The 17,599-nt window shown below is 73.8% G+C and carries 12 protein-coding genes and 1 pseudogene; 5 read left to right on the top strand and 8 right to left on the bottom strand.

Features of this window, described 5'->3' with window-relative positions:
* Positions 1-168 (top strand): annotated as a pseudogene (locus ABT238_RS32760) (ABC transporter ATP-binding protein); the annotation flags it as partial.
* Positions 169-242: 74 nt separating this feature from the next.
* Positions 243-2,801 (top strand): ABC transporter permease, encoded by a 2,559-nt coding sequence (locus ABT238_RS32755; protein WP_350572504.1) that lies wholly within the window; start codon positions 243-245, stop codon positions 2,799-2,801.
* 80 nt (positions 2,802-2,881) lie between these two features.
* On the opposite strand, the gene ABT238_RS32750 is transcribed toward ABT238_RS32755, so the two are convergent.
* From ABT238_RS32750 to ABT238_RS32725, 6 genes are all read right to left on the bottom strand, one after another.
* Positions 2,882-4,006: a hypothetical protein gene (locus tag ABT238_RS32750; RefSeq protein WP_502891486.1), complete on the bottom strand. Its 1,125-nt coding sequence runs from the start codon at positions 4,004-4,006 to the stop codon at positions 2,882-2,884.
* 117 nt (positions 4,007-4,123) lie between these two features.
* Positions 4,124-4,780: an HNH endonuclease family protein gene (locus ABT238_RS32745; RefSeq protein WP_350802311.1), complete on the bottom strand. Its 657-nt coding sequence runs from the start codon at positions 4,778-4,780 to the stop codon at positions 4,124-4,126.
* A gap of 220 nt (positions 4,781-5,000) precedes the next feature.
* Positions 5,001-5,852 carry an iron uptake transporter permease EfeU gene (efeU, locus tag ABT238_RS32740; RefSeq protein WP_350572070.1) on the bottom strand — a complete coding sequence of 284 codons (852 nt, stop codon included), beginning with the start codon at positions 5,850-5,852 and terminating at the stop codon, positions 5,001-5,003.
* Between the two features lie 56 nt (positions 5,853-5,908).
* Positions 5,909-7,234 carry an iron uptake transporter deferrochelatase/peroxidase subunit gene (efeB, locus tag ABT238_RS32735; RefSeq protein WP_350572071.1) on the bottom strand — a complete coding sequence of 442 codons (1,326 nt, stop codon included), beginning with the start codon at positions 7,232-7,234 and terminating at the stop codon, positions 5,909-5,911.
* 136 nt (positions 7,235-7,370) lie between these two features.
* Complete coding sequence (efeO, locus tag ABT238_RS32730; RefSeq protein WP_350572072.1) at positions 7,371-8,510, bottom strand: iron uptake system protein EfeO; 1,140 nt, start codon at positions 8,508-8,510, stop codon at positions 7,371-7,373.
* A 335-nt stretch (positions 8,511-8,845) separates the two neighbouring features.
* Complete coding sequence (locus ABT238_RS32725; RefSeq protein ID WP_350802307.1) at positions 8,846-9,703, bottom strand: ABC transporter ATP-binding protein; 858 nt, start codon at positions 9,701-9,703, stop codon at positions 8,846-8,848.
* Between the two features lie 429 nt (positions 9,704-10,132).
* On the opposite strand from ABT238_RS32725, the gene ABT238_RS32720 reads away from it, so the two are divergent.
* Entirely contained in the window at positions 10,133-11,578 is a 1,446-nt protein-coding gene (locus ABT238_RS32720; protein ID WP_350802304.1) for a condensation domain-containing protein, read from the top strand.
* 134 nt (positions 11,579-11,712) lie between these two features.
* Complete coding sequence (locus tag ABT238_RS32715) at positions 11,713-13,839, top strand: AMP-binding protein (RefSeq protein ID WP_350572075.1); 2,127 nt, start codon at positions 11,713-11,715, stop codon at positions 13,837-13,839.
* Positions 13,840-13,891: 52 nt separating this feature from the next.
* Here ABT238_RS32715 and ABT238_RS32710 read toward each other — a convergent pair whose 3' ends face one another.
* On the bottom strand, positions 13,892-15,238 hold the full coding sequence (locus ABT238_RS32710; RefSeq protein WP_350802303.1) for an ATP-grasp domain-containing protein: 1,347 nt from the start codon (positions 15,236-15,238) through the stop codon (positions 13,892-13,894).
* A 72-nt stretch (positions 15,239-15,310) separates the two neighbouring features.
* A complete protein-coding gene (locus tag ABT238_RS32705; protein ID WP_350572077.1) occupies positions 15,311-15,742 on the bottom strand; it encodes a GNAT family N-acetyltransferase in 432 nt (143 codons plus the stop codon).
* Positions 15,743-15,905: 163 nt separating this feature from the next.
* Here ABT238_RS32705 and ABT238_RS32700 point away from each other — a divergent pair, with 163 nt between their 5' ends.
* Entirely contained in the window at positions 15,906-17,498 is a 1,593-nt protein-coding gene (locus ABT238_RS32700) for a M4 family metallopeptidase (RefSeq protein ID WP_350572078.1), read from the top strand.
* Positions 17,499-17,599: the final 101 nt, after the last annotated feature.

Raw genomic sequence — 17,599 nt, 5'->3', positions numbered from 1 at the left:
CTCGGCCAGACCGTCGTCATGGTCACCCACGACCCGGTCGCCGCCGCCTACGCCGACCGCGTCGTCTTCCTCGCCGACGGCCGCATCGTCGACGAACTGCACCACCCGACCGCCGACACCGTCCTGGACCGCATGCGCCGCTTCGACGCCAAGGGCCGCACCAGCTGACGCCCCGCGTCCGCCGCCCGACCCGGTCGCGAACCGGCCGCCGTCCCCACGACCCCCAGGACTGACACCACCCCATGTACCGCACCGCACTGCGCAATGTGCTGGCCCACAAGGCCCGACTGCTGATGACGGCGCTCGCCGTCCTGCTCGGCACCGCCTTCGTGGCCGGCACCCTCGTCTTCACCGACACATTCGGCAACGCCATGCGCTCCCAGAGCGCCAAGAGCTACACCGACATCGCCGTCACCGTCAGCGACGGCGCCGCCGTCACCAAGGGGTACGACGACGGCGGCCGGACCTCCGGCGGTCCCTCCCTCACCGAGGACACCCGCAAGGCGATCGCCGCGCTGCCCGGCGCCGCCGAGGCCCGCGGCGTGGTCAGCGGCTTCGCCGGCATCGCCGACCGCAAGGGCGCGCTGATCGGCAACGGCTTCTCCACCACCGGCACCAACTACGTCCCGGGCGCCGACGGCACCGACCCGCGCTACCCGCTGGTCGACGGCCGCGGCCCGCGGACCTCCGGCGAGGTGGCCCTGGACGCCAAGACCGCCGAGAAGGGCGGCTACAAGGTCGGCGACACCGTGCGCGTCGCCATCAACGGGCCGGTCATGGAGCTGAAGCTCACCGGCACCGTGACCACCAACGACCCGCGGGTGCTCTCCGGCGGCTCGCTCGCCGCCTTCGACACCGCCACCGCCCAGCAGCTCTACCTCGCCCCGGACCGGTTCGCCGAGATCGACGTCAAGGGCAAGCCCGGCGCCGACGACACCGCGCTGCTCGCCGCCGTCCAGCAGACCCTGCCCGCCTCCGACGACCTGGAGGCCCGCACCGGCCGCGAACTCGCCGACGAGCAGGACCGGATGATCGAGGCCGGCACCAAGGGCATGTCCACCGCCCTGCTGATGTTCGCCGCCATCGCGCTCTTCGTCGGCATCTTCATCATCGCCAACACCTTCACCATGCTGGTCGCCCAGCGCACCAAGGAACTGGCGCTGCTGCGCGCCGTCGGCGCCAGCCGCAAGCAGATCACCCTCTCCGTGCTGGCCGAGGCCGTGCTGGTCGGCCTGACCGCCTCGCTCGGCGGCCTGGTGGCCGGCATCGGCATCGCCGCCGGGCTGCAGTCCGTGATCGGCTCGCTGGACACCGGCATGCCCACCGGCCCGCTGGTGATCGCCCCGTCCACGGTGATCGCCTCGATCCTCGTCGGCACCGTGGTCACCGTGCTCGCCGCCTGGCTGCCCTCGCTGCGCGCCTCGCGCATCGCCCCGGTCGCCGCGATGAGCTCGGCCGAGCAGCCGGCCACCCAGAAGTCCCTGCTGGTGCGGAACGTCATCGGACTGTTGTTCGCCGCGGCCGGCGTCGCCGGTCTGCTCGCCGGCGCGGCCGCCAAGGAGGTCAACCTGGTGGCCCTCGGCGCGGGCGCGCTGATGATCGGCGTCTTCGTGCTCACCCCGCTGCTGTCCCGCCCGGTGATCGCGCTGTTCGCCCCGGTGCTGCGCAAGCTGTTCGGCACGCCCGGCAAGCTGGCGCGCGAGAACGCCGTGCGCAACCCGCGCCGCACCGCCGCCACCGCCTCCGCGCTCACCATCGGCGTCACCCTGATCACCGCGCTGACCGTGGTCGGCGCCTCGGTGAACAAGGCCGTCGACGAGGCCACCGAGGTCGACCTGAAGGCCGACTACGCCGTCGCCATGGAGAACTTCTCCATGCTCTCCCCCGAGGTCTCCGGCCAGATCGCCAGGACGGCCGGGGTCACCATGGTCAGCGCGGTGCGCGAGGTGCCGGTGAAGGCCGTCGCCGACGGCGACACCACCCGGCTGACCGCCGTGGACGCCACCACCTTCGACCAGCTGATCGACCTCAGGGTCACCGCCGGCGCCGCCGACTCCCTCAAGCAGGGCAAGCTGCTCGCCACCACCGGCTACGCCGAGCGCAACGGCCTGGCGGTCGGCTCGACGCTCGACATCACCTACCCCGACGGCAGCCGCGGCACCCTGACCGTCGGCGGCCTGGTCGAGCAGAACACCGAGGTCGCCGGGGTCATCGCCCCCGAGCAGGTGGTCGGCTCGCACGCCGCCGCCGGCTCCGGCCTGAAGAAGGTCCTGGTCAAGGGCGCCGACGGCGCGACCCCCGAACTCAAGCAGGCGCTGCGCGACGCCACCGGCGGCAACCCGCTGATCAGCGTCAAGGGCGAGAAGGACATCAAGGCGGAGAACAGCCAGATGGTGACCGCCCTGCTGAACATCATGTACGGCCTGCTGGGCATGTCCGTGGTGGTCGCGGTCCTGGGCGTCATCAACACCATGGCGATGTCGGTGTTCGAGCGCCGCCGGGAGATCGGCATGCTGCGGGCGATCGGCCTGGACCGCCGCGGCATCGGCCGGATGGTCCGGCTGGAGTCGCTGATGATCGCGCTGTTCGGCGGCGTGGTCGGCGTCCTGCTCGGCATCGTCACCGCCTGGGCCGGCACCCGCACCCTGGCGGACTCGTTCAAGAACATCACCCTGGTGGTCCCGCCCGGGAAGATCGCCTTCTTCCTGGCCGCCGCCGCCGTGATCGGCCTGCTCGCCGCCCTCTGGCCGGCCCGCCGCGCGGCCCGGATGGACATCCTGGGCGCGATCAAGAGCTCGTAGCCACCGCACGCACCGCCCCGAGACACGCGGCGCCCGCCGGGATCACTCCCGGCGGGCGCCGTGCTGTCGGGCACTGTGGCTCAGGGGTTGGCGTGGGGCGCCGTGCCGCCGGTGGTGTCCTCCGGCGAGGCGTCGCCGCCGGGTGGTCGCCCGACCTCCTTCAGGGTGGACTGGGCCCGTTCGTCGACCAGCCGGGTCACCAGGTGCTGCGCGGCGCCGAAGGCCACGCCCCAGGCGAGCACCTGGGCCCGGCTGTCGAGGTCGCTCAGACCGGGGACGAACGCCCCGCGGATCAGCAGCAGGCCGATCAGCGCGGAGAGAGCGCCGGTGGGGAACTTGAGGGCGGCGGCCGCCAGCGGCAGCATGAACGGCGCGCTGGTGCCCTGGATGCGGCGCAGCGAGCCGATCACGGTGAGCGCGGCGCCGGCCAGGCCGGCCACCTCGACGGTGACGATGTCCAGGCGCGAGGCGTAGTCACCGGGTATCGGCTTGGTCGGGACCCACGGGTACTCCCCGGAGGGGCAGACCACCATCCGGACGGTCGACGGGCCTGGCGTGGTGGAGGGCACCGGGCTGAAGCAGAGGCTCAGCGACTTCGGGCAGACCGCGCCGAAGACGGCCAGCGAGACCACGCCGAGCAGGACGCAGGCGCTGGCCGCCCAGAGGATGTTGCGCAGGCTGCGCACCCGCGCGTACTCGGCGTCGAGCGCCGCGTACGCCGCGTCGAGGGTGTGCACCAGCAGGCTCCGGTCCGCCTCGCCGACGGGCTTGTCCTTGGATCCGACCCGCGCCGCCAGGGCGAGGGTGCGCGGGTCCTTCTTGCCCAGGTGCAGCCGCGACATGGCCAGGATGTCGACGGCGCGGGCCGGCAGCGACCCGGCCGGGACGAGTTCCAGGAGCAGGACGTCGGCGGCGCGGACGTTCGACCAGCTGCCTTCGAGCGCGGTGGCCCCGGACCAGAGCTTGCGCCAGCCGTGCTTCTCGGTCGCCGCCGAGGTGGCCCTCTCCAGACACCGGCGGGCGCCCCCGATCAGCTCCAGCCGCCGGCATTCGTCCCCACCGGTTTCGCACTCCTGCCGGTCGAGCTGCGCCGAGAGATAGCCGACGCGGGCGAGGACGCGCTCGCGCCACGCGGATCTCTGTCTCCGCTGCTCCGCCGGTAACCGCTCGGACCGTTCGTCCGCCGGGCCGCTCATCTCGACCACACTCCCAAGTCGAGACGTTCTCTCCCTCCACCGTAGGCCCATTCGCGCCGCAACGGGGCACCGGCACCCCGGTGGTGACCGTGGGGTGCCGGTGCGTCACGGTGAGCGAACGTTTCCTCAGCAGCCGTTGAGGACCGAGGAGAGGGCGCTCTTCTCGGCACTGTCGACGGAGAGGCCGTAGTAGTACTTCACCTGGACCCAGGCGCGGGCGTAGGTGCAGCGGTAGGAGGCCTGCGGCAGCCAGTCGGCCGGGTCCTGGTCACCCTTGGAACGGTTGGAGCTCGCGGAGACGGCGATCAGCTGCGGGCGGGTCAGGTCGTTGGCGAAGGCCTGGCGCTGGGCGGTGGTCCAGGCCCAGGCGCCGGAGCGCCAGGCCTCGGCGAGAGGCACCAGGTGGTCGATGTCGAAGCCCGACGCGGTGGTGGTGGTCGCGTTGTCGTAGACCGAGAACCAGCTGCCGCTGACGGCGGCGCAGTTGGCGTCGGTGACGACGTTGCCGCCGTCCCGCTTGAGGACCGTCTCACGGGTGTTGCAGGTGCCGGAGACGGTGATCCAGTGCGGGAAGAGCGCGCGGTCGTAGGTCGTGGTGTGGGACTCCGCGGTCACCGCGATCGAGGCGAGGTAGCCGCGGGCGGTGGCGGCCGAGACCGGGGTCGGCAGGGCGGCCCGCGCGGTGCCGGCGCCGGTCAGCAGGGCGGTGAGGGCGAGCAGCAGCGCGCCGAGCGCGGCGGCCAGGGTGCGGCGGGGCGCGGGTATGGCGGACTTCGCGGACATGGGGGACTCCTGGGTCGAGGAGGGCAGGGGAAAGCCCCCGGGCGGGAACCGGCCCGGGCATGCCAACCAGCATGGGACCCAAGGGGTTTACGCGGGTAGAGCCGCGAGGTGAACTTTGACCCCGCGTCAGCCGCCGGGGCGCCGGGAAACGCCGGTCGCCCCGCCCGGCGGGTGGCCGGGCGGGGCGATCGGGGGTGCCGCGAAGGCGTGAACTGTTCGCTCAGGCGGCCGACTTGGCCTCGCCGGCCTTCGGCGCGACCGGCTTGGCCGGGCCGCCGCCGAGGATCCCGAAGAAGAACGCCAGGGTGGGCACCAGGTAGGCGAGCCAGACCACCAGCTGGAGGACCGTCGGGTCCGGCTGGAAGTTGAACACGCCCTTGAGCAGGGTGCCGTACCAGCTGTCCTTGGGGATGGTCGAGGAGATGTCGAAGGCGAGGTTGTGCAGACCGCCGAGCCAGCCGGCCTCCTGGAGGTCGTGCACGCCGTAGGCGAGCACGCCGGCGGCGACCACGACCAGCATGGCACCGGTCCAGGTGAAGAACTTCGCCAGGTTGATCTTCAGCGCGCCCCGGTAGAACAGCCAGCCCAGCACCACCGAGGTCAGCAGGCCGAGCGCCGCGCCGATGATCGGGTTGTAGCCGTCCGAGGTGGCCTGCACGGCGGTCCAGATGAACAGCGCGGTCTCCAGGCCCTCGCGGCCCACCGCCAGGAAGGCGGTGAGCACCAGGGCGCCCGTGCCCATGGCGAGGGCGGCGTCCAGCTTGCCGTGCAGCTCGGACTTCAGGTGGCGGGCCGTGCGGCGCATCCAGAACACCATCCAGGTGACCAGACCGACGGCGATGACCGACAGCGTGCCGCCGAGCGCCTCCTGGGCCTCGAAGCTGAGCTGGGTGGAGCCGAACTGCAGCACGGCGCCGAAGGCCAGGCTGAGGCCGACGGCCACGCCGACGCCGGCCCAGACGGGGGGAAGGCGGTCCTTGCGCCCGGTCTTGACCAGGTAGGCGACGAGGATGCAGACGACCAGGCTGGCTTCGAGTCCTTCGCGCAGGCCGATCAGGTAGTTGGCGAACACGCTGGCTCCCTGGGGGGTGAAGAGGTGGAACGGGCGAGACGGGTGGGGGGTCGGCCTCAGCCGAAGAGGGCCTGGCCCCACCACTCGCCGGGCTTGCGGACGCCCGCGGGGCAGGCGAAGTGGGCCGAGCCGACGTGCTGGATGTACTCGTTCAGCGCGTCGGAGGCCGCGAGCCGCTGCTGGAGCGGGACGAACGCCTTGCGGCTGTCCCGCTGGTAGGCCAGGAAGAACAGGCCCGCGTCGAGGCGGCCGAGACCGTCGGTGCCGTCGGTGAAGGAGAAGCCGCGGCGCAGGATCATCCGGCCGTCGTTGGAGTCCGGGTGGGACAGGCGCACGTGCGCGTCCACCGGCATCGCCTTGAGGTCCGGCGCGTCGTGCTCCTTGGTCCGCCCGTACGGCGCGCCCTCGCCCTTGGTACGGCCGAAGACGTCCTCCTGCTCCTTGAGCGGGGCGCGGTCCCAGGTCTCGATGTGCATCCGGATCCGGCGGGCGACCAGGTAGGAGCCGCCGGTCATCCACTCCGGGCCCTCGCCGGGGGCGACCCAGACGTGCTCGGCCAGCCTGGCGGTGTCGGTGCCGGCGATGTTGTGGGTGCCGTCCTTGAAGCCCATCATGTTGCGCGGGGTCTGGGCCTCCGGGGTGGTGGAGGAGGTCTTGCCGAAGCCCAGCTGCGACCAGCGGATGTTGACGGTGCCCATGCCGATCCGGGCCAGGTTGCGGATCGCGTGCACGGCGACCTGCGGGTCGTCGGCACAGGCCTGGACGCACAGGTCGCCGCCGCTGCGCTGCGGGTCGAGGTTGTCGCCCTTGAACTTCGGCAGGTCGATCAGGGCCTCGGGGCGCTTGCCGGCCAGGCCGAAGCGGTCCACGCCGTCCTTCTCGAACAGGCTCGGGCCGAAGCCGATGGTGAGGGTCAGCCGGGAGGCCGGCAGGCCCAGGGCCTCGCCGGTGTCGTCCGGCGGCGCCTCCGGCAGGCCGCTGGCCGCGCCGCTGCCGACCTCGCGGCCGCCGGTCATCGCGGCGGCGGCCTTGGTCCACTCCTTGAGCATCCGCACCAGCGAGTCCCGGGTGGCGGTCGCGGAGACGTCGAAGGCGGCGAAGTGCAGCCGGTCCTGGACGGGGGTCGCGATGCCGGACTGGTGGTCGCCGTAGAAGGGGATGTCGGCGGTGGCCGCGGCCGGGGCCGCCGGGGTGTCGTCGTCCTGGCGGGTGGCGGCGGCGACCGAGCCGACGCCGGCCGCGCCGAGGGCGACACCGGCGCCGGCCCAGCCGATCACGGCGCGGCGGCTGACCGCGGCGCGGCCCGCGGGGGCGGTGTCGGCGTCCGCGGCGGTGCCGTGGCCGGCGTCCGTCCCGTTCTGCTGCTGGTTCTCGGCGTCCATGGGCGGGTGGACCCTTCTCTGTGCTGGACTCGCGGATGCCGTGGCGGCCACGGGGGCCGCCACGGCGGAGTACGGGGTGGTGCGCGGTACGGTGCCCGGTGCGCGCCGCGGGCGGGCGCGCACCGGGCGGCGGGCGTTACTTGACGACCACCGCGGCGGCCAGCTTCGACAGCGGCTCGGCCAGCGAGTTGACCGCGTCGGAGAAGGTCTTGCGCTCGGTCTCGGTGACCTTGTCGTAGGAGGTGTAGGTGCCGTCGGCCTGCTTGTACTTGGCGAGCAGGGTCTCGATGGCGGCGAACTCGGAGTCCAGCGTCTTGGCCAGCTCGGGGTCCTTCTCGCCGGCGACCGGCTTCAGCAGCTCGTAGGCCTTCTTGGCGCCCTCGACGTTGGCGACGAAGTCGGCCAGGTCGGTGTGGCTGTAGCGCTCCTCCTCGCCGGTGACCTTGCCGGTGGCGACCTCGTCCAGCAGTTCCTTGGCGCCGTTGGCCATGCTGGTCGGGGTGATCTCCGCCTCGGGGATCTTCTTCTGCCAGTCCTTCAGGTCGGCGACCAGCTGGTCGGCGAGCTTCTTCTCGGCGTCACCGATGGCGGCGTCGGCCCAGAGCGACTTCTCCAGCTTGTGCCAGCCGGTCCACTCCTGGCCCTGCTCCAGGCCGTCCTCGCGGGTGTCGGTCTTCGGGTCGATGTCGCCGAAGCTCTCGGCGACCGGCTCGGTGCGCTCCCAGCCGGTGCGCGAGGGGGCGTAGAGGGCCTTGGCCTTGTCCAGGTCGCCGGACTTGACCGCGGCGGCGAAGGCCTCGACGGCCGGGATGGTGGCGTCGGCCTGCTCCTGGGCGTACGCGCGGTAGGCGGTGACGGCCGCGGTCAGCCGCGGGTCGGCCGGGGCCGCCGCCGAGCCGCCGTCACCGGTGACGGTGATCTTCTGGCGGATGCCGTCGCCGACCATGCCCGGCTTGCAGGCGATCTCGTAGGAGCCGGCCTTGATCTCGGCGTTGATGGTCGCCTTGGTACCCGGGCCGATGTTCTCGCGCTCGGTGACGATCTTGTCGCCGTCGTAGACGTAGACCTCGGTGACCTTCGAGCCCTTGTTGGAGATGTCGAGCACGACGTGACCGGCCGGGAAGCTGGTCTTCGAGACCTCGCAGGCGGTGTCGGTGGCGTTCACCTTGACGGCGTCGGCAGCGGCCTTGTCGTCCTTCTTCGAGCAGCCGGCCAGTGCGGCGGTCGCCACGGCGAGGGTGAGCAGCGTGGCTGCGGTGGAACGACGGGCGGACATGCGGACTCCAGCGGTCGGGGCAGGGCGTTTCAGGGCAGGGCTGAACTCGGGCGGGAGCAATGGCGCCGTCGGCGCCCCGCCCACTTAGCTAAGGCATACCTTAGGGATATCGGATTTTGCCGTCTACACCGGGGTCGGTCACGAAACGGTGCAGGTGAGAGCGGGCCGAGGGCCGCCCGGCGGTCCGTTCACCGACGATTTCCGGCCATCGGGGGCGCGCCAGGGCGTGGCGAAGAGAGCAAAGAAGTGGTAAAGGGGCGCGCACCTGGCGGTGCGCGCCCCCCTCGACCGCCGATCCGCGGCCGGCTCACGGCCGGTCCGCCGCCCGTTCGCCCTCAGGCCTCCGGAGTGCGGCGGGCCGCGGCCCGGGCGGTCCAGCGGCCCTCGTGCCGGGTGATCCGGATCGGGTGGCCGAAGGTCGCGCTCACCAGCCCGGTGGTCATCACCGCGTCCACCGGCCCGGCCGCGACGCTCTCCCCGCCGCGCAGCAGCAGCGCGTGGGTGGTGGACTCCGGCAGTTCCTCCAGGTGATGGGTGACCAGCACGCTCGCCAGCTCCGGGTGCTGGTGGCGCAGCAGGTCCAGGCTGTCCAGCAGCAGCTCGCGGGCGGTCAGGTCGAGCCCGGTGGCGGGCTCGTCGAGCAGCAGCAGCCGCGGGCTGGGCATCAGCGCGCGGGCGATCAGCGCCCGGCCCCGCTCCCCCTGCGAGAGCGTGGTCCACGGGGACTCCGCGGCCGCCGCCATGCCGAGGGTGTCGATCAGCAGGTCGGCCCGGTCCAGCTCCTCCGGGGAGGGCTTGCGGTTCAGGTCCGGCTCGATGGTGCCGGTGGTGCCGGTGAGCACCACCTCGCGCACGGTCAGCGGCGAGCGCAGCGGGTGGCGCGGGTTGACGTGGCCGAGGTGGGCGCGCAGCTCGCGGACGTCGACCCGGCCGAGCCGGCGGCCGAGCACGTCCACCGCGCCGCGGGTGGGGTGGGAGACGGCGCCGAGCAGGGCGAGCAGGGTCGACTTGCCGGCGCCGTTGGGGCCGAGCAGCGCCCAGTGCTCGCCGGGGCGGATGACGAGGTCGATCCCGCGCAGCAGGTGGCGCCCGTCGCGGACGACGTCGACGGCCCGGGTGCGCAGCAGCGGCTCGGCGGCGGACCGCGGCGCCGCGTCCTGCTCGGACGGGGTGCGCGGGTCGGGCGTGCTCATGCGGGCGGCCTCCTGGAACTCCGGGACAGGGTCACGGGCACGGCACCGCACCGGAGGGCCGGCGCGGACCGTCCGCGTGCAGAGTACAACCGCCGGCCGGCCGGCGGCCGGGGCGTCCGCGCGCTGGACACCGCACCGGATCGCGACGGATCCCGTGCGGTCGCGCCGGCCGGGGCCGCACGCCGGGGAACGCGGCGAGCCGGTCAACAATGTGTCGAACACCCGGCGCTACGCTCTGCAGTGCATCGGGCACACAAAGCGATCCCCCCCGTTGGCAGAACGGCGGAAGGACCTTCTTCGCCGCGCCTGCCGGGCGTTCAAGTCCGGGGCACACGGCCGCAGGGGAAGCTGCCGGACAAACCCGTTCCGCCCGCTTCACCGCCCGACCGATCCGAGAAGACCGCCCCTTCGTCCCGGAGGAGAACCACCATGCGCCAAGTCCCTTTGGAAACGGCCGATATCGCGCCGGGGCGCGTTGTCCAGTGGCGCATCAGCCCGTCGGACCCGGCCTGCGCCGACCAGCACGGGAAGCGGAACCGGCGAAGTGCGTCATTCAATCAGGACAAGCACCATTCGCTGATCGACGAATCCCGCAACACCGGTGAGCCCCTGGCCTCCTGGCTCGCCGTCACCTTCGAGATCCCGGGAACGCTGGACCGCGCGGCGCTGGAGTCGGCGCTGCTCTTCCTGGTGCGGCGGCACGACGTCCTGCGCTGTGAGTTCCAGCGGGTTCCGGGGAACCTGTCCTACGCCGTGCACCGGCCCGACGGCATCGAACTCGAAGCCGTCGACCTGGGTGAATTCGACACCTCCCGGGAGATCCTCGCGTTCCTGGGGGACAGCTTCCAGAAGGGCATCGACACGATGGCCTGGCCGCCGTACATCATGGGGGCCGTCCTGCGGGACGACGGCTCCACGACGGTGTACCTCGCCTTCGACCACATCGTGTCGGACGGCATGTCGATGCCGAACGTGGTCCGCGACGTCCACGTCGCGTACGCCGCCCACTGCCGTGGCGAGGAGCCCGTCCTCCCGCCGCCGGGAAGCTACATGGAGTTCGCCCGCGAGCAGCGCCGGTCCTACGCGTCCATCGGCGTCGACGACGACCGGTTCGCGTACTGGAGGGCGTTCATCGGCCGGAACGGCGGTGTCTTCCCGCGGTTCCCGCTGGACCTCGGGGGCGAGCCCGGCCGGCTGTACAGGCCGGTCAACGAGACCGCGACCCTGCTGGACGACCGGCAGGCCGAGGCGCTGGAGTCCCGGTGCCGGGCTGTGGGAGGCAAGCCGTTCATGGGGCTGCTCGCGGCGGTGGCCATGGCCCTGCGGGACGAGGGCGGCCCGGACCTCTACCGGGCGCTGATGCCGCTCAGCGAACGCGGCTGGGGCACCTGGCGGGACTCCCTCGGGTGGTTCGTGAACACCCTGCCCATCGAGTTCTCCGTCGCCCGGGACCTCGACTTCGCCCAGGTCGTCACGGGCGTCCGGGACGGGTTCACGGCGATGATGGAGAGCATCGACGTGCCCTTCATCCGGGCCTGGGAACTCCTCGCGCCGGAGCACTTCACGGGCCGCTGCTGGCCGTTCCCGGTGAACTTCGTCTCCTACATCGACATGAGGAAGTGCCCGGGAGCCGAGCACCACCCGCTGTGGCGGCCGACGGCTCATGTGTGGGCGTCGCGCGTGAACGGCAGCACCTCGTGGTTCCAGCGGGACACCGCCGGTCTGCACGTCAACTCGATCTACATCGACACCCCGCAGGCCCACCGGACCATGGACCGGCTCCAGCGCACCCTGCGCGAGACCCTGCGGGTGCTGGCCACTCCCGTGGTGGTGGCGAGCCCCAGGGCGATGCCCGACATCCTCCTGCGGGCCTGACCGCGCGGACGCCCGCACACCGGATCCGCTCCCGCACGCCCCTGTCCCCGCCCGGGAGTTGGCGGCAGGATCGGGGAACCGGGACGGTGCGGGGAAGCGTGGAAGCGGTGCGGGACGGGCCGGAGGGGGCGGGCATGACAGGGACGGATGAACCGGTCGGGGCCGGGGCGGGACGCGCCGGGACGCTCGCCGGACGCTTCGAGGAGCAGGCGCGGCGCGCCCCCGGGCGGACGGCCGTCCGGTGGGCCGGCCGGGAGCTGACCTACGGTGAGCTGGACGCGCGGGCCGACCGGCTGGCCCGCCACCTGGCCGGCCTCGGGCTCGGCCCCGGCGGGCGGGCCGCGGTGGCGATCGGCCGGGGCACCGAGGTGTACGTCGCCCTGCTCGCCGTACTGAAGACCGGCGCCGCGTACGTGCCGCTGGAGCCGGGCGCGCCGGACCCGCTGCTGCGGCACGTGCTGGACGAGGCCTCCCCGGCCGTGGTCGTCACCGAGGAGATCCACCGGATCCGGCTGACCGACGCGGGCGCTCCGGCACTGGTCTGCGTGGACTCGGCCGCCACCGGGCTCGCGGCGCTGCCCGCCGGGCCGCCCCCGGTGCCGATCGGGCCCGAGGACGCGGCGGTGGTGTTCACCACCTCGGGCACCACCGGCGCGCCGCGCTGCGCGGTGGTCGAGCACCGCAACCTGCTGGCCGTCCACCACGGGTGGCGCGAGGCCTACGGCCTCTCCCCCGCCGACCGGGTCCTGAGCACCGCGAGCCTGGAGTTCGACGTCTTCACCGCCGACTGGGTGCGCGCGCTGTGCTCGGGCGCCACGCTGGTGGTCGCCCCGCGCAACCTGACGCTGGACCGCAGCGCCGACATCGCCGACCTGCCCGCGCTGGTGGCCGCCGAGCGGATCACCCTGCTGGAACTGAACGTGCGCACCGCGCGGCGCCTCACCGCCCACCTCGCCGCGACGGGCGGCACGGAGGGCCTGCCCGGTCTGCGGCTGCTCACCGTCGGCGCCGAGAAGTGGTGGCCGGACGAGCACCTGGCGCTGCGACGGCTGCTCGGCCCGGGCACCCGGGTGGTGAACGTCTACGGGCTGGCCGAAGCCGCCGTGGACAGCACGTACTTCGAGCTCCTGGGCCACGACGAGCCGCCGGGCAGCGATTCGGAGTCGGTGGTGGGCGTCCCGTTCGCGGGCGCCCGGGTGTACGTGCTCGGTCCCGACGGCACCCCGGTCGCGGGCGGCACGACCGGTGAGATCGCGCTCGCCGGACCGGGCCTCGGCCGCGGCTACCTCGGCCGGCCCGAGGAGACCGCGCGACGCTTCGCGCGGGCGGACTTCGACCCGGACGGGCGGGTGCTGCTCACCGGGGACCTCGGCCGGCTCGCCGCGGACGGCACGCTGCGTTTCGTCGGCCGGGCGGCGAGCGTGCTGGGGAGCGGCGAAGGGCCGGCTTCCGCCCGCTCCGTGACCGCACGGGTGCAGGCCGCCGTCCGGGCCGAGGCGCGGCTGCGCGTGCTGCCCGGAGTACGGGAGGCGGCCGTCGCCGAGGTGGAGGTGGCGCCCGGGCGACGGGAGCTGGTCGGGTACGCGGTGACCGACCCGGGCGCACCGGACACCGACGGCTGGTCGCTCACCGCCCGCCTCGCCGCCGACCTGCCGGACGGCGAGGCGCCGGCCGCCGTCGTCCCGCTGCCCGACCTGCCGCGCACCCGGGCCGGCAAGCTCGACCGGGGCGCGCTGCCGCTGCCCGCGCCCTCGGACCACGCCGCGCCGCGCCGGGCGGGCTCCGGGAAGGGCTACCGGGGGAAGGCGGCCGGCGGCGGGGGCCCGCTCGCCTCCGAGTCGCAGCCGGGGTGCGCGCTGCTGGCGGCGGCGGTGCCGTTCGCGGTGGCCGCCTGGCTGTTCACCGGGTCGCTGTGGCCGGGCTCGACGGACGTGTCGGCGGTTCCGGGCCCGTACGACGTGTTCTTCCGCTTCCTGTACCTCTTCGAGTGGGCGTCCTTCGGGCTGGGCGCGGCCTGGCTGTTCACCGGCTCCGGGGTGCTCGGGCGGCTGGGGCGGCCGCGCGGTCTGACGTTCGCCGCCCACCTGTCGGTGGTCTGGCTGCTGGCCGCCTGGTGGCCGCAGGACAACCTGTACCGGACCGCCGACCGGACGGTGTGGGCCACCGAGGTGTGGCTGGTCTACGTCTTCAACGTGGCGCTGATGGTCGCGGCGGCGGTCGTGGTCCGCTTCCTCGTCTGGCGGCCGAAGGAGCCCGGCTGAGCCGGCCTGCGGGGCGGTCGGTGGGGCGGTCGGTGGGGCGGTCGGCGGGCGGTCAGCGCAGCGCCTCGAACATCCGGCCCAGCGCGTGGTGGGCCGCCCCGAGCAGGGCCTGCGCCGCGTCCAGCGCCTCGGCGGCGCGGGCGGCGAGCGCCAGGCCGACGGCCGGTTCGGGCTCGTAGCCGGCCGTCACGATCAGCGGCAGCAGGGTCGCGCCGAGCCGCGCGCAGCGCGGGCGCACCCGTTCCAGGTGCTCGAACAGCGCCTCCTGCGGGAGGCGGGCGCCGAGCGGCATGGCGTCCAGGGTGCGGACCAGGTGGCCGGGGCCGCGCACCTCGTCCAGGCGGTGGCGCAGCACGAAGGCGACCGCCGGGCCGGTGAGCCGGAGGTTGGTCTCGGTCGGGGCGAGCCGGCGCTCCCGGTCGGTGACGAAGTCCACGTCGTACCAGCCCCGGTGGCCGGCGGCGGCCAGCCGCTCCCCCACCGCGAGCCCGAACCGTTCGGCGACGGCCGCGGCGCCGGGCGGCACCACGCCCGGACCGACCGTCACCCCCTGGTAACGGGTGCCGTCCACGGCCATCTCGCCGACGCCGACCGGGTGGACCCGGCCGTCGGCGCCGATCACCGCGTCGAAGGTGAGGTCGCGCAGCCGCCCGGAGCCGGCCTGGCCGGCGTCCACGTACTCCTCCAGCAGCAGGGTGCCGCCGGGCGGCAGCACGTCCTCGCGGACCAGGCGGCGCAGCAGCGCCCGGGCGCCGCCGGCCGCCAGGAGTTCTGCCGGGGTGACCACGGCGGTGCCGTAACCGCCCACCCCGTGGGGCGACTTGAGCACGGTGGTGAGCCCCCGGGCGGCCCGGACGGCCAGTCGGCGGGCGGCCCGGCGCGGGGTGTCGGCGGGCTCCTGGCGGGGCACCCGGATGCCGGGGTGGCCGGGGGCGAGGGCGGTGAACAGCTCGTGCGCGGCGGCCTTGGACTCGTAGCGGCGCACCGCGGCGAGTTCCGGCCCGTCGCCGTGGGCGGCGGTGCGGCCCCAGTGCAGTACCGGGCCCGGGCCGGCGGCGAGCCGTGCGGCCAGGGCGGGGCGGGCGGCGAGGGCCTCGGCGACCGTGGTGCCGGGGGCGATGCCGGTGTGGGACTCGACCGGGCCCCAGTCGAGTTCGCGGGCGAGCAGGTCGATCCAGGCCCGGTCGACCTCGGCGGGCAGCACCAGGGCGGCGGGGTCGGGGCCGTAGGCGACGGCCAGGCCGGCGTAGTGGTGCGCCTGGCGCAGCCGGCGGGCGCGGCGGTCCGCGTCCGGCTGCCGGCGCTCGTCCTCCGGGAGGAACTGTTCGTTGAAGTCAGCGACGTTGCCGATGTGCACGGCGCGCCGCCCGCCGGTCCAGGCCCCCACCCATCCGTCCATCCCGTGAGCGTACGGGAGGCGCGGCCGGGGCGGGGACCGGGGCGCGGGGGCCGGGGCCGGGGCGGGGGTCCGTCAGAGGCGGAGCAGGCCGGCGTCGGTGGGGCGGAAGCCGCAGGCGTCCAGGTAGTAGCCGCGCAGGTGGGGCTCGAAGTCGACGTGCAGCCACGCGCAGCCGGCCGCGCGGGCCCGTTCGGCGGCGGCGGCGACCAGCCGGGTGCCGATGCCGCCGCGCTGGGCAGCCGGATCGACGGCGGTGTCCAGGAGGAAGGCGTGGACGCCGCCGTCCCAGAGGATGTTGACGAAGCCGAGCAGCGGGCCGCCGGCCGCCGGGCGGGCGCAGACCCAGCCGAGGCTGTGGCGCTCCAGCCGGGCGCGCCAGGGGGTGGGCGCGCCGTCGGGGCCGCCCGCGCCACCGAAGGCGGCGGCGTGCAGGGCGTCGAGCTCGCGGTCGTCGAAGTCGCCGCGCCAGAGGAGGTCGAGGGCCGGGGGCTGGGGGGTCGTCATGGCACGAGCGTAAACAGGCCGCCCACAACTGATCACTCTTGATCAACACAGGACACAACTTGGCAAAAATCTGACGTTTGCTCTAGCTCCGACTGACTGATCACCGTCAATCTCTTCGCATCCCTCATCCCTGCACCACGCAGCATCCCCGACTGGAGTCAGAGTGAGCCCCTCCTCCTCGTCCCGCCGCCGCCTCGCGGCCGGCGCCATAGCGGCCACCGCCGCCCTCGTCGCCGCCACCGTCACCGCCGGCACCGCCTCGGCCGCCCCCACCGGCCGTGACGCCGCGATCGCCCAGGCCCGGGCCAACGTCGCCCGCGACGCGGCGGTGTTCGGCTTCGCCGACGGCCAGGACCTCGTCGTCAAGGACGTCGTGCTGGACGCGGACGGCACCCAGCACGTCCGCTTCGACCGCACCTACCTCGGCCTGCCGGTGGTCGGCGGCGACCTGGTGGTCCACCAGGACGCCCGCGGCCGGCTCAAGGACTCCTCCCGCGCGGCCGCCCACGACGCCGCCGTGCGCAGCATCGTCCCCAAGGTCCCCGCGCAGCTCACCGCGGGCCGCGCCCTGGCCGCCGCCCCCGGCGTCGGCAACGCCACCAGCAGCCCCGAACTCGTCGTCTGGGCCGCCGACGGCACCCCGCGCCTGGCCTGGCGCACCACCGTCCAGGGCACCGGCGACCACGGCCAGCCGGCCGGCCGCGTCGTCGTCACCGACGCCACCACCGGCGAGCAGATCGAGGCCTACGACTCCGAGCACGGGGCGAGCGGCACCGGCCACTCCGAGTACACCGGCGACATCACCATCGACACCACCGCCCAGAGCGGCGGCTACGCCCTGATCGACCCGCTGCGCGGCCACGTCACCAAGGACGCGCACAACGTCTCGGCCAACGGCCTCAACGCGGGTTCCGGCACCCTCTACACCGACGCCGACAACGTCTGGGGCGACGGGCGGAAGTTCTCCACCGACCGCGCCACCGCGGCCGTCGACGCCCACGCCAACACCGCCTGGACGTACGACTACTACAAGAACACCTTCAACCGCAGCGGCATCAGGAACGACGGCAAGGGCGCCACCGTCTTCGTGCACGTCGGCACCAACTGGGACAACGCCCAGTGGTCCGACAGCTGCTTCTGCATGATGACCGGCGACGGCGACGGCACCACCGACCCCGAGCAGGTCGACCTCGACACCATGGGCCACGAGATGACCCACGGCGTCACCAGCGCCACCGCCAACCTCCGCTACAGCGGGGAGAGCGGCGGCCTCAACGAGGCCACCTCGGACATCTTCGGCACCATGGTCGAGTGGTACGCCCACAACGCCGTGGACACCCCCGACTACCTGTTCAGCGACCAGTCCACCCCGCCGTGGCTGCGCCGCTTCGACAAGCCCTCGCTGGACGGCCGCTCCGCCGACTGCTGGAGCCGCAAGGTCGGCCAGCTCGACGTGCACAACTCCTCCGGCGTCGGCAACCACTGGTTCTACCTGGCCAGCGAGGGCAGCGGCAGCAAGACGGTCAACGGCGTCACCTACAACAGCGCGACCTGCAACGGCTCGACGGTCGCGGGCATCGGCAACCAGAAGGTCGCCGCCATCTGGTACCGCGCGCTGACCGTCTACATGACGTCCACCACGGACTACAAGGGCGCGCGCGCCGCGTCCCTGAACGCCGCCAGGGACCTGTACGGCCTCAACGGCACCGAGTACAAGGCGGTCGCCGCCGCGTGGAGCGCCGTGTCGGTCGCCTGACGGCCCGGCAGCGGTGGCCCGTCCCCTCCCCGGGGGGCGGGCCACCGGCCGTCAGCTGGGGGGGACGCGCCGCAGGCCGTCAGCGAGGGCGGAAGGACCGA

The sequence above is a fragment of the Kitasatospora sp. NPDC001527 genome (genome assembly GCF_040298605.1).
Lineage (GTDB): Bacteria > Actinomycetota > Actinomycetes > Streptomycetales > Streptomycetaceae > Kitasatospora.
The sequence above is the reverse complement of the archived record's forward strand: the minus strand, read 5'-3'. Positions and strand labels throughout refer to the sequence as shown.